This window comes from Nonomuraea sp. bgisy101 (assembly GCF_057708945.1).
This window is the reverse complement of sequence record NZ_JBYITD010000043.1, coordinates 58035-70317: the sequence shown is the minus strand read 5'-3', so window position 1 is coordinate 70317 and position 12283 is coordinate 58035. Positions and strand designations below refer to the sequence as shown.

Annotated in this window: 10 protein-coding genes; 9 read left to right on the top strand and 1 reads right to left on the bottom strand. The window is 70.0% G+C overall.

Features of this window, described 5'->3' with window-relative positions; translation table 11 throughout:
• Positions 1–127 precede the first annotated feature (127 nt).
• Positions 128–898, bottom strand: coding sequence for a dioxygenase family protein (locus AC3EO4_RS48160; protein WP_431902740.1), 771 nt, complete (start codon positions 896–898; stop codon positions 128–130).
• Positions 899–1029: 131 nt separating this feature from the next.
• Between AC3EO4_RS48160 and AC3EO4_RS48155 the strand changes: the two genes are divergently transcribed.
• From AC3EO4_RS48155 to rodA, 9 genes are all read left to right on the top strand, one after another.
• Positions 1030–2319 (top strand): bifunctional folylpolyglutamate synthase/dihydrofolate synthase, encoded by a 1290-nt coding sequence (locus AC3EO4_RS48155; protein ID WP_431902744.1) that lies wholly within the window; start codon positions 1030–1032, stop codon positions 2317–2319.
• A complete protein-coding gene (locus tag AC3EO4_RS48150; RefSeq protein WP_379581642.1) occupies positions 2316–2657 on the top strand; it encodes a DUF4233 domain-containing protein in 342 nt (113 codons plus the stop codon). The genes AC3EO4_RS48155 and AC3EO4_RS48150 overlap by 4 nt, the downstream gene beginning before the upstream one ends.
• A gap of 11 nt (positions 2658–2668) precedes the next feature.
• The gene (locus tag AC3EO4_RS48145) at positions 2669–5053 is read left to right on the top strand and encodes an ABC transporter permease (RefSeq protein ID WP_431902738.1); all 2385 of its coding nucleotides are present in this window, start codon (positions 2669–2671) and stop codon (positions 5051–5053) included.
• Between the two features lie 133 nt (positions 5054–5186).
• A complete protein-coding gene (gene ndk / locus AC3EO4_RS48140) occupies positions 5187–5597 on the top strand; it encodes a nucleoside-diphosphate kinase (protein WP_379581639.1) in 411 nt (136 codons plus the stop codon).
• 1034 nt (positions 5598–6631) lie between these two features.
• A complete protein-coding gene (locus AC3EO4_RS48135) occupies positions 6632–7663 on the top strand; it encodes a rod shape-determining protein (protein WP_379581637.1) in 1032 nt (343 codons plus the stop codon).
• Between the two features lies 1 nt (position 7664).
• Positions 7665–8543: a rod shape-determining protein MreC gene (mreC, locus tag AC3EO4_RS48130; protein ID WP_379581635.1), complete on the top strand. Its 879-nt coding sequence runs from the start codon at positions 7665–7667 to the stop codon at positions 8541–8543.
• Positions 8540–9004, top strand: a complete 465-nt coding sequence (gene mreD / locus AC3EO4_RS48125; protein ID WP_379581633.1) for a rod shape-determining protein MreD — start codon at positions 8540–8542, stop codon at positions 9002–9004. The genes mreC and mreD overlap by 4 nt, the downstream gene beginning before the upstream one ends.
• A complete protein-coding gene (gene mrdA / locus AC3EO4_RS48120) occupies positions 9001–11118 on the top strand; it encodes a penicillin-binding protein 2 (protein ID WP_379581631.1) in 2118 nt (705 codons plus the stop codon). The genes mreD and mrdA overlap by 4 nt, the downstream gene beginning before the upstream one ends.
• Positions 11115–12278, top strand: coding sequence for a rod shape-determining protein RodA (rodA, locus tag AC3EO4_RS48115; protein WP_431902734.1), 1164 nt, complete (start codon positions 11115–11117; stop codon positions 12276–12278). The genes mrdA and rodA overlap by 4 nt, the downstream gene beginning before the upstream one ends.
• Positions 12279–12283: the final 5 nt, after the last annotated feature.

Genomic DNA, 12283 nt, shown 5'->3' with positions numbered 1-12283 from the left:
ACCCGGCGGGGCCTTTCTGCATTTCCGGGTATGCGCTTTCCCGGCGTTTTCCGCAGGCGTTTCACGGGGTTTCACCGGCTGGGTGAGACCCCCTTGTTGTATTGCTGGGATCAGAATGGCGGCGGCGTCAGACGCGTTGCCAGAGCGCTGGAGTGTTGGGCGGTTCCCAGCCCGCCTGTGCCGTGTGGGCCTGGAGGCAGCGGTACGTCTGCCCGCCGTACACGACCTGGGCGCCGGTCGGATAGGTGGTGCCGGCCCGCCACGTGCCGCCGCTCGGAGGAGGTGACGACGGGGGCGGTGATGACGGAGGGGTTCCAGGAACGTTCAGCACGAAGTCGAACGTGGCCGTGCCCGGTTGCGGGACGTTCATGAGCAGCGCGGGGTCGAAGATGGTGTCGGTGTTGTTGCGGGGCTCGCCGGGGAAGTAGAGCTGCGTGGTGAGGACCGGACGGTTCGGCGCCTGCAGCTTCACGTGCAGGTGCCTGGTCCTGCCCGGGTAGAGGCCTGGGACGATGGTCGTCAGCCGGAAGGCGCCCTGCGCGTCGGTGAACTGGTGACCGCGCAGGCCGTAACCGAGGTTGTCGTAGGCGCCTTGGGAGTCGGCCTGCCAGAAGTCCATGAGCACGTTGGCCAGCGGCTGGCAGGCGAGGCCGAAGACGTAGCCGCTGACCGTCAGAGCGGTGCCTGAGCCGGGGAGGACCGAGCGGCGTGGGGAGTTCGGCTTGAAGTAGGGACCTTCGGTCTGGGGCGGCGTGGGGTCGTCGCCGTCGTCGCACGAAGGGGTGAGGGCGGGCGGCGCTCCGGCCAGGGCATTGGCCTGGCTGACGACCAAAGGGAGCGGGGCGGCTAAAAGAGCCGCCTTCAGCACGGTTTTCCTGGTGATTCCTTCGCCTTCCATGGGCCAAGAATGGCAACGGCCGTAGGCGCGGCCTACCCTCCAAACGTGCATACGACCGACGTTATGGAAGGGCCTGCCGTACGACCGGATAGGGTTGTGATGTGGATTATCGTGCGGTCGAGCGGGCCATCATGGAACGCGGCGTCGAATGGGACTTCGAGCCGACGCTGGACAGAATCGTGGCCCTTCTGGACCTGCTCGGCTCCCCGCAGCAGGCCTACCCCGTCGTGCACATCGCCGGCACGAACGGCAAGACGAGCACGGCGCGGCTGACCGAGTCCCTGCTGAGGGAGCGCAACCTGCGCGTGGGGCGCTTCACGAGCCCCCACCTGATCACCATGCGCGAGCGCATCGTCGTGGACGGCGAGCCGCTGAGCGAGGAGCGGTTCGCCGAGGTCTACGAGGAGATCGCGCCCTATGTGGAGCTGAACGACACCAAGGGCAGACGCATCCAGTACTTCGAGCTGCTGACGGCGATGGCCTACGCGGCGTTCGCCGACACGCCCGTCGACGTCGCGGTGATCGAGACGGGGATGGGCGGCACCTGGGACGCCACCAACGTCGTGGACGCCGCCGTGTCCGTCATCACGCCGATCTCGCTCGACCACACCGACAGGCTCGGTCCCGACATCCCGTCGATCGCCGGCGAGAAGGCGGGCATCATCAAGCCCGGCGGCACCACGATCCTCGCGCAGCAGGATCTTGAGGCCGCCGAGGTGCTCATGCGCAAGGCTGCAGAGGTGGGCGCGGTGGTGGCGCGCGAGGGGCTGGAGTTCGGCGTGCTGAGCCGCGAGGTGGCGATGGGCGGCCAGCTGCTCACCCTGCGCGGCCTCAAGGGCGTCTACGAGGACGTCTACCTGCCCCTGTACGGCGCGCACCAGGCCGGCAACGCCGTCTGCGCACTGGCGGCCGTCGAGGCGCTGACCGCGGGCGACGACCCCCTCGACGTCGAGCTGGTACGGCAGGCCTTCGCCCAGGCCTCCTCGCCGGGCCGGCTGGAGGTGGTCCGCAGGAACCCCACGGTCGTCGTCGACGCCGCGCACAACACCGGCGGCATGGAGGCCACGCTCGACGGGCTGCACGAGGCGTTCGACTTCGCCAAGGTGATCGGCGTCATGGCGGTGATGGCGGACAAGGACGTCAGCGGCCTGCTCGAGCTCCTCGAGCCGGTCCTGGACGAGATCATCGTCACCAGGAACTCCTCGCCGCGGTCGATGTCCGCGGAGGAGCTGGGCGAACTGGCCGAAGGCGTGTTCGGCGAGGACCGCGTGCACGTCGTGGAGCGTCTCGACGACGCCATCGACAGGGGCATCGGCATCGCCGACGCCGCGGGCGAGTTCAGCGGCACCGGCGTTCTCATCACCGGCTCGGTCGTGACCGCGGGCGACGCTCGCCTGCTGTTGAAAGTGGACAAGCCATGAACTTCGAGGTGACGCCCGGCATGCGCCGACTAGGCGCCAGCGTGCTCGGGATGCAGGCGATCGTGGTCGCGCTCATCACTCCCGTCGCCATCCAGATCCAGGGGATCCCTGTCGGGGTCGCGGTGACGGTCGGCATCGGCCTCGCGGTGCTGTGCGTGGTCGCTGCGGGCCTGCTCAAGCGGCCTGTCGGCTACATCATCGGCAGCATCGTGCAGGTGCTGGCGATCGCCACGGGGTTCCTGGTGCCCATGATGTTCGTCCTCGGAACGATCTTCGCGGCACTGTGGATCACGGCGATATTCGTCGCTCGCCGTGTCGAGGGCGTGACTTCCCGCTAAAGTCGGCCAACATGGCCGTCCCCCCAATCGAGCGGTCCCAGGCCATGGGCCTGCCCGGACCCGCCACAGGCGCCAGGTTCGCCTGGCTGCTTGACGTGATACTCGGGCTGCTGATCGTCGCCGCGCTACCCCTGGCGATCCTCTCCATCCCCAACACCGTGTCCCTGGTCTCCGGGTTGCTGCCGCCGGAGTTCGACAAGCTCGACCTGATCAGGGCGCACGGGCTGGCGCTGCCCGCGATGATGCTCACCGTGCCGCTGGCCTCGGTGCTCGTGCAGCGGATGAAGGCCGCGCCGATCCTGCTCACCGGGCTCGCCGTACTGGCGGTGGCCGACGCGGCGGGCGGCTTCGCGGGATCGGCCTTCCTGGTGGGGGCGCTGCGCGTGGTCCATGGGGTGGGCGCGGGCCTGCTGGTCCCCGCGCTGCTGATGGCCGCCTGGGAGCGGGCGCCGCTGCTGCGCGCGCTCTGGACGGGCATGCTCGCCGTCAGCCTGCTCGCCGCCCAGGCACTGGCGCTGTGGCCGCTCGACGACGTGCGTGACTGGCGGATCACGCTGCAGCCGTACCCGCTGCTCACCGGCATCGCGCTCGGGCTGGCGGCGATCTACCTCGCGGTCGGCGTCGCGACGGGCGCCCCGAGCACGCCGGGGCCGCGCGCGGTCGAGCGCACCAGGCTGACGCTGACCGCCGTCCCCGCCGCGGGGCTGGCCGTGCTGGCCGTCGGCACCACGTTCGGCTGGCCGCCCGCGCTGGTCATCCTGGCCGCGCTGTTCTCCGTCGCCGCGCTGCTGACGCTGGCCTCGATCGGCACGTTCGAGGGGCCCGCGGGCCGCAGTCTCGCCTACGCGATGCTCGCGGTCGGGGTCGTGGTGCTGCCGACGGCCGCTCAGGTCACCTACATGGAGCTGGGCGGGGTCGGCGGGCCAGGGCTGAACGGCCTGTGGCTGCCCTTCCTGGTCTGCGCGCTCATGGGCGCGGGCGCGGCGCTGGCCGTCGGCATGCTCGACATGGCGTCGATGCAGCGGCTGTCCAGGGCGGGCCTGGTCACGATCGTGCTGGGACTGTGCACGGTTCGGCTCATGGTGCCCGCCGGCGACGGGTTCATGCTCGTCGTGCCGTTCGCGCTGCTGGCGGTGGGTGCCGCGGTGGCGCTGACGGCGGCACTGCGGATGTCGGGGCCGGGGGCGGCACTCTACGGGCTGACGCTGTGTTTCCCCGGTGTACTGGCCGGATACCTGCTCGGCACCGGCATCCAGATGGTGCTGCTCGGCAGGCCGCAGTCGGCGCAGCAGCTCGTCGACAGGTTCGTGGAGGCGCTGCACCTGTGGGCGCTCATCGGCGGATTCCTGGTGGTGGCTGTGATCGTGCTGGCTGCCCTGCTGGGGCGGCGCTCGGCAGCCCGCGCCTCCGAGACCGAATCCGAGATTCCCTGCGGAGTTCCCGGGGATGTGGAGGGTACGGCTCCCGCGGCCGAGGCGATGCCGGCGACCACCGCCGAACAGGCGGGCCTGGGCGCCGTCGACGGTCATCGGCGGGAGTGGCCGGACGAGTTCCCCGTGGCGGGCGACGGGATCGCGCCGGAGGAACCTGATGGGACGACTGCCAGGCCGAACCCCACCGCCCAGGACGAGGACGCGCCGACGGGAGAGGTGCCCAGGATGCCCTCCTCCCGCGCCAAGCCGGCTCGACGGGAGGTCGCGGGTGACCGGGCGTCCGCTGACGGGGCTTCCTCTGGCAGGAGCCGCCCGGGCTCCGCGTCCTCCTCGGAGGGCGTCACGCCGCGGCCCGTGCACGGCGAGGACGGATCCCCCCATGCCGCAGGCTCGTCCACGGGTGAGGCCTCGAACAGGCCCCCGCACGGCGCGGGTTCGTCCAAGGGTGACGCGTCCCCGAGCGCAGGCTCGTCCACGGATGAGGCCTTGAACAGGCCCCCGCACGGCGCGGGTTCGTCCAAGGGTGACGCGTCCCCGAGTGCACGCTCGTCCACGCGTGACGCCTCGGACAGGCGCCCGTATGGCACAGGCTCTTCCAAGGGCGAGGCGGCCGACAAACCCTCGTACGGCAGCACGGGTTCGTCCGAGGGTGGGGCAGTGGACAAGCCCTCGTACGGCGCAGGTTCGTCCGAGGGCGGAGTGCCGGACGGGACCCGGTACGGCACAGCCTTGTCCGGGACCGACGTGCCGGAGAGGACGCCCCACGGCGGCACCAGCAGGACGTCTGAGCGCAAGGACGCCGCGGACGGAGAGCCCTCGCCCGACGGTGCCGCGTCGGACGGGGCGGTCAGCGAAGGGCCGGCCACGGGAAATGGCCAGGCGGAGCGGCCTGGTGAGGGGACGGGGCCCGTGCCGGTGGTGCCACCGCCCACCCAGTCTCCCGAAGACTCCGACGCCGACTAGGTGAGCGCCGTGGCGGACGGGGCAGTCGGCCTGGTGGGCGCCGTCGAGCACGGGGAATTCGTGAGAGGGCGGTAAGCTTCGCGCGTTCGCCGCATTTCGCGACCAAGACATCCAGTTCAAAGGAGAACCACCAGTGTCCGAGCGCACTCTTGTCCTGATCAAGCCCGACGGGGTGAAGCGCGGCCTCATCGGTGACGTGATCGCTCGCATCGAGCGCAAGGGCCTCAAGATCGTGGCCATGGAGCTGCGCCAGCTCGACGCCGAGACCGCCAAGGCCCACTACGCCGAGCACTCCGAGCGGCCGTTCTTCGGCGAGCTGGTGGAGTTCATCACCTCCGCGCCGCTGGTCGCCCTCGTGGTCGAGGGCCCCCGCGCCGTCGAGGCGTTCCGTTCGCTCGCCGGTCTGACCGACCCGGTGAAGTCCGCCCCCGGTACGATCCGGGGCGACCACGCTCTGGAGATCGGCGAGAACGTCGTCCACGGCTCCGACTCGCCTGAGTCGTCCGCGCGCGAGATCAAGATCTTCTTCCCGGACCGTTTCTGAGGTTCGACCACGGACGCCGGCCCCGCACGAACGCGGGGCCGGCGTTCGGCGTTTCGAGGGCTTGGCCGACGGCTTTGCGGGGGAGATCTCCTGATGCCTGCCTTGTGTGGTGGTGGGCTCTGGAGGCACCGGTTCCCGGGCGGGGGTGTCTCCGCTGGGCGATGGTGTCCGCCATGCGGCGCTCTCGGGGCGGCGCCGCGCCTGCGCGGGCTGCCATGGGTTCTCCGCGACGGCGGGGACGGTGGGTGAACCCGTGGCGCGCAGGGTGAGGTGGTCCGGGCGGTGAAGCGGTGGTCCGGACGGTGAGCCGTGGGTCGGACGGTGAAGTGTGGTGGGTCCGGGCGGTGAGGCAGCGGTGCGGGCGGAGTGAGAGGCCATGGTCCGGGCGGTGAGGGCGTGGCGCGCGCGGTGAGGCAGCGGTGCGGGCGGGGTGAGAGACCGTGGCGTGAGCAGTGAGGCCGTGGTCGGTGCGCTGAGGCCGTGGTGTGAGCGGTGAGTCGTGGGCTGGGCGGGGAGATCGTGAGCTTGGGGGTGAGATTGTGGGCTTGGGTTTGGGCTTGCCGCGGCGGTGATGGTCTCCGGGTGATGGTCTCGGGGGTGACGGTCATAGGGGATGACGGTCATGGGGGTGACGGGCATGGACCGGGGATGGTCATGGGCGGTTCGGGCCGGAGGCGGCGCTCGTAGGGTGACGAGGCGGGCGTGATCTCAGTGATCGTCCTTGGTGTGATTTTGCATGGCCCTTACCGTGCAAGAATCCGGCGAAACGGACTTATCGCCACCTCGTAAACCCCTGACAAATCGGGCTATTCCGCACCTCGGCCACCCCGTCGAGGGACCCTCGGTGACGGCCCTCGGGCGCGGCGCTCGCGGCGTGTCTGAGCTGATGGTGGTTTGCGGGCAAACGGGTGGTGACGGGGAGGCGACAAGATTTTTGTGGGGCACCCGGGCTCATTGCGCTCCCAGGAGGGTACGTCACGTTACGATTCAAATGCGATCCGTAATTATTCGCGAACGACGTTACGGGGCTCCCCATGAGCAGCAGGCTCGCCTTTCTCGGCCGTGACATGGCAGTCGATCTCGGTACCGCCAACACGTTGGTCTACGTGCGTGGCCGCGGCATCGTGCTCAACGAGCCGTCCGTCGTCGCGATCAATACCACCACCGGCAAGATCGTCGCGGTTGGCATCGAGGCCAAACGGATGATCGGCCGGACGCCGGGCAACATCGTCGCCGTGCGCCCCCTGAAGGACGGGGTGATCGCCGACTTCGACGTGACCGAGCGGATGTTGCGCTACTTCATCCAGCGAGTCCACAAGCGCCGCCACTTCGCCAAGCCGCGCATCATCATCGCCGTGCCCAGCGGGATCACCGGTGTGGAGCAGCGGGCGGTGAAGGAGGCCGGCTACCAGGCCGGCGCGCGCAAGGTCTACATCGTCGAGGAGCCCATGGCCGCGGCGATCGGCGCAGGCCTGCCGGTCCACGAGCCGACGGGCAACATGGTCGTCGACATCGGCGGCGGCACCACCGAGGTCGCCATCATCTCGATGGGTGGCGTGGTGACCAGCCAGTCGATCAGGGTCGGCGGCGACGAGCTGGACCAGGCGGTGATCACCTTCGCGAAGAAGGAACACTCGCTGATGCTCGGCGAGCGCACCGCAGAGGAGATCAAGATGGCCATCGGCTCGGCCTGCGCGTCCGAGGACGAGTTTCACGCCGAGATCCGGGGCCGTGACCTGGTCAGCGGGTTGCCCAAGACGATCGTGGTCTCCGCCGAGGAGATCAGGAAGGCGATCAGGGAGCAGGTCAACACCATCATCGACGCGGTCAAGACCACGCTCGACAAGTGCCCGCCGGAGCTGTCGGGCGACCTGATGGACAGGGGCATCGCTCTCACCGGTGGCGGAGCCCTGCTCAAGGGGCTCGACGAGCGGCTGAGGGACGAGACCGGCATGCCCGTGCACATGGTGGAGAACCCGCTCGACTCCGTGGCGCTCGGCTCAGGCAAGTGCGTCGAGGAGTTCGAGGCGCTCCACGCCGTGCTCGTACCGGAACCACGTCACTGAGATGAGAGATACGCGCCGGGCAAGGCTGATCCTCGGACTGCTGCTCGCCGTGGCGCTGGTGGTGCTGACCATCGATCACCGCGCGAACGGGAGCTCGCCCTTCGGCCTGCTGCGCGGAGTCGGTTCGTCCCTGTTCGGCACCGCGGAGCGGTTCGTCGCCGGTGTGGTTACTCCTGTCAGCGACTTCGTCGGCGCGATCGCGGGGGCCACCGGGGCCCGCGACAGGATCAAGGAGCTGGAGGCCCAGAACGCCAGGCTCCGTGCCGACCTCGCGGCGGAGAGCCTGGACAAGGCCCGCTCGGCGGAACTGCGCAGGCTGCTCGGCACCTCCAAGCGCGGCGGCTACACCATCGTGCCCGCGAACGTGGTGGCCCGCAGGGGCCATCCGGGGTTCGAGGACGCGATCGAGATCGACGCCGGCACCAGCGACGGGGTGCGGCCGGAGATGACGGTGATCAACGGCGAGGGACTGGTGGGAAGGGTGGTGCAGGCGACGGCGAGGAACGCGACCGTCATGTTGCTGAGCGATCCTGCTTCGTCGGCGGGTGCCAGGCTCGAGGGCGGCAACGAGATCGGCGTCATCCACGGCGTCGGCGAGTACGGCAGGCTGGTGCAGTTCCGGTTGCTCGACTCCACCGCCCAGCTGACCCCGGGCACCAGGATCGTCAGCTTCGGCTCGCAGCGCGGCGTGCCGTACGTGCCGGGGGTGCCGATCGGGGTGATCGAGCGGGTGGAGGCGACGCCGGGCGAGCTGACCCGCATCGCCTACGCGCGCCCCTTCGCCGACCTCAGCGCTCTCGACGCGGTGGGGGTGGTGATCGCCGCGCCGCGGCGCGACCCGCGCGACGCGGTGCTGCCCAGACTGGCGGGCGAGCGATGATCGCTGTCCTGGCCGTGCTGGTCGCGCTGCTGGTGCAGGTCACGGTCGTCAACAGGTTCCCGCTCCCGCCCGGCGGCGGGCCCGATCTGGTGCTGCTGGTCGTGATCGGGATGGCGCTGGCCAGGGGGCCCTCGGCGGGGGCGATGATCGGGTTCAGCGCGGGGATGCTGGTGGACCTGATGCCGCCGACGGCGCACGTGCTCGGGCAGTACGCCTTCGTCTACGCGCTGGTCGGCTACGTCGCGGGACGCGGGCTGGGAGGGACGGTCCCGACCGTCATGCTGTGCGTGCTGGCGGCGCCGCTGCTGGCGGGCGCCGTGGGCTGGTTGATCGGCGATCCGCGCGTGACGGCGGCCTCGATCGCGTCGGGCGTGCCCGTCACCGTGTTCTACTCGCTGCTCGCGGCCCCTGTGGTCATCTGGCTGCTCACCGTCGGCAGATCGGAGGAGTTCGCGGCATGACCAGGATGCGCACCAGGCTCCTCGTGCTCCACGTGCTGGTCGTCACGATGCTGGCGGTGCTGGCGGTACGGCTGTGGCAGGTCCAGATGATGCGTGGCGCGGAGTTCGTCAGCGCCGCCGACGAGACCAGGAACAGGAACGTCATCGTGCCCGCCGTACGAGGGCAGATCCTCGACGCGTGGGGACGGCCGCTCGTCCGCAACCGGACGGCGCTGGTGATCTCGGTGGACAGGACCGCGCTGATCAGGATGAGCGACGGCGGCGCCGCGGTGCTCCAACGGCTCGCGGGCGTGCTCGGCACTCCCGCCAAGCTGCTGGAGAAGCGCATCCAGCCGTGCGGGCCAGGCGTGACCAGGCCGTGCTGGACGGGCTCGCCGTACCAGCCGATCCCCATCGACCAGAAGGCCACCACGCGCGAGGCGCTGCAGATCCTGGAGCGCCAGGAGGAGTTCCCCGGCGTGACGGCCGAGGTGCAGGCCGTCAGGGAGTACCCGGGCGGCAAGGCGGGGGCGCAGATGCTCGGCTACCTGCAGCCGGCCACCGAGGAGGAGCTGGAGAAGCGCGCGGGGCTGAAGGCCGAGTTCTCCGGCGTCGACGTGGTGGGGCGCGACGGCCTGGAGTTCGTCTACGACGAGGCGCTGCGTGGCAAGACGGGGCTGCGCAAGGTCCAGGTCGACCGGATGGGCAAGTCGCTCGGGGTGGAGCAGCGCGTGGCGCCCATTCCCGGCGACACGCTGATCACCAGCATCGACGCGCGGATCCAGGGCATCGTGGAGAAGGCCATCAACGGGGCGATGAAGAAGGTGCCCCAGGCGGACGGCGCGGCGGGGGTCGTGCTCGACCCCCGGTCGGGCAGGGTGCTGGCGCTGGCCAGCGCGCCCGGCTACGACCCCTCGATCTGGACGGGCGGGATCTCCGAGAAGGAGTACCAGCGGCTGCTGTCGGAGAAGGAGGGCAAGCCACTGGTCTCGCGGGCCATCAACGGGCAGTTCGCGCCCGGCTCGACGTTCAAGGTGTCGTCGGTGTCGGCGATGCTGCGTGCGGGGTACCCGCTGCACGGCCAGTACGCCTGCCCGGGCTCCTACATGGTCGGCAGCCGGTCGTTCAGCAACTTCCGCGGGATCGGCCTCGGCACCCTCTCGCTTCACACCGCGCTGGTGAAGTCGTGCGACACGATCTTCTACAGGTCCTCCTACGAGCAGTGGATCAAGGACGGCGGGCTGCGGCCGAAGAAGCCGCCGAAGGAGCGGTTCGCCAACATGGCACGGGCCTTCGGTTTCGGCAGTCCCACCGGCGTCGACCTGCCGGGAGAGTCGTCGGGCAGGATCCCCGACAGGACGTGGAAGAAGGAGCTGTGGACCGCCACCAGCGCCAACAACTGCCGCCGCGCGCGCACCGGCTATCCGGAGGTGACCGACAGGGCCAGGGCCGCCTTCCTCAAGCGCCTGGCCTACGAGAACTGCCTGGAGGGCTACCTGCTGCGGCCGGGAGACGCCGCCAACTTCTCCATCGGGCAGGGCGACGTGCTCGTGACGCCGCTGCAGCTGGCGGCCGCGTACGCGGCGCTGGTCAGTGACGGCAAGGTGCGCAGCCCGCGGATCGGGTGGGCGCAGGTACGGCCCGACGGCACGCTGGTGAAGAAGATCGAGGTCCCGGTCAGGGGCAAGCTGCCGCTGAGCGCCACCGAGCGGGCCTACATCAAGAAAGCGCTCAGCCAGGTCGCCTCCGACGGCACCGCGGCAGGCGCCTTCAGCGGGTTCCCGATGGACAAGGTGAAGGTCGGCGGCAAGACGGGCACGGCCGAGGTGTGGGGCAAGGCCGACACCTCGTGGTTCGCCTCGTTCGCGCCGACCGAGAAGCCCAGGTTCGTGGTCGTGGTGATGGTGTCGCAGGGCGGAATGGGCGGTTCCACCGCGGCGCCCGCGGCCCGGGAGATCTACGAGGGGATCTACGGCTTCGAGTCGGGGGCCGACGGCCAGACCAAGGATCCGGCCAAGGACCAGGCCAAGGATCCGGAGAAGGGCCAGGCCAAGGGAGAGGGCAAGGGCGGGCGGCCCGAATTGCCGACCGGCCAGCTTCCGAAGATCAAGAGTGACGGCACGGTGGCGCGATGACGGCCCGCACGCATCTGAGGCCCCGCAGAGCCTTCGCGTTGAAGGCCGTGGACGCGCAGTCGGCGCTGTGGCGGCTCGACTGGGTCATGCTGGTGGCGGTCGCCGCGCTGGGCGTGATCGGCACGTTGCTGGTGTGGTCCTCGACCCGCACGTGGGCGCTGGGGTCCACGGGACTGGTCAAGAAGCACGCGCTCAACCTGATCATCGGCGCGGTGATGTGCGGCGCGGTGGCGATGATCGACCACCGGATGCTGCGGGCCTACGCGCCGATGGCGTACCTGGTGACGGTGGCCGGGCTGGTGCTGGTGGCGACGCCCGTGGGCACGACGGTCAACGGCTCGCACTCGTGGATCATGCTCGGCGGCGGATTCGCGATCCAACCCTCGGAGTTCGCCAAGGTCGGGCTGATCCTGATGCTGTCGATGCTGCTCGCCCAGCCGGCGGAGGGCACCGACCGGCCCCGCGGGCTCGACGTGCTGTTCGCGCTGGTGCTGGCGGCGGGGACGATGGGCCTGGTCATGCTCCAGCCCGACCTCGGCACCACCCTCGTGCTGGCCGTCATCACCGCGGCGGCGCTGGTCATCGGGGGGGTCCAGAAGCGGTGGATCATCCTGCTGACGCTGTCCGTCGTGGCCGCCGGGGTGTGCGTGTGGGTCTTCGACCTGCTGGAGCCGTACCAGATCGCGCGGTTCACCGCCTTCCTCGACCCGAGCGTGGACCCGCGGGGAGTCGGCTACAACAGCACGCAGTCGCTGATCGCGATCGGCTCGGGCGAGCTCTTCGGCAAGGGTCTGTTCATGGGCGGCCAGACGACGGGCAGGTTCGTGCCCGAGCAGCACACCGACTTCATCTTCACCGTCGCGGGCGAGGAGTTCGGCTTCCTCGGCTCGGTCACGGTCGTGGCGCTGCTCGGCGTGGTGCTGATGCGCGGTCTGCACATCGCCAAGCAGTGCGAGGACCGCTTCGGCACGCTGGTGGCGGGCACGATCGTGTGCTGGCTGGCGTTCCAGTCCTTCGTCAACATCGGGATGACGATCGGGATCATGCCGATCACCGGGCTGCCGCTGCCGTTCGTCTCCTACGGCGGCACCTCGACCTTCGCCAACCTGATCGCGGTGGGAATGCTGCAGGCGATAAGGATCAGGGAGAGACCCTTCTGACGGCG

Excerpts from the sequence above, each read along its gene's own strand:
- mreC (WP_379581635.1), top strand. The coding sequence starts at position 7,665 with ATGAGAGATACGCGCCGGGCAAGGCTGATCCTCGGACTGCTGCTCGCC.
- AC3EO4_RS48155 (WP_431902744.1), top strand. The coding sequence starts at position 1,030 with ATGGAACGCGGCGTCGAATGGGACTTCGAGCCGACGCTGGACAGAATC.
- AC3EO4_RS48160 (WP_431902740.1), bottom strand. The coding sequence starts at position 898 with ATGGAAGGCGAAGGAATCACCAGGAAAACCGTGCTGAAGGCGGCTCTT.
- mreD (WP_379581633.1), top strand. The coding sequence starts at position 8,540 with ATGATCGCTGTCCTGGCCGTGCTGGTCGCGCTGCTGGTGCAGGTCACG.
- AC3EO4_RS48145 (WP_431902738.1), top strand. The coding sequence starts at position 2,669 with ATGGCCGTCCCCCCAATCGAGCGGTCCCAGGCCATGGGCCTGCCCGGA.
- AC3EO4_RS48135 (WP_379581637.1), top strand. The coding sequence starts at position 6,632 with ATGAGCAGCAGGCTCGCCTTTCTCGGCCGTGACATGGCAGTCGATCTC.
- AC3EO4_RS48150 (WP_379581642.1), top strand. The coding sequence starts at position 2,316 with ATGAACTTCGAGGTGACGCCCGGCATGCGCCGACTAGGCGCCAGCGTG.
- mrdA (WP_379581631.1), top strand. The coding sequence starts at position 9,001 with ATGACCAGGATGCGCACCAGGCTCCTCGTGCTCCACGTGCTGGTCGTC.
- rodA (WP_431902734.1), top strand. The coding sequence starts at position 11,115 with ATGACGGCCCGCACGCATCTGAGGCCCCGCAGAGCCTTCGCGTTGAAG.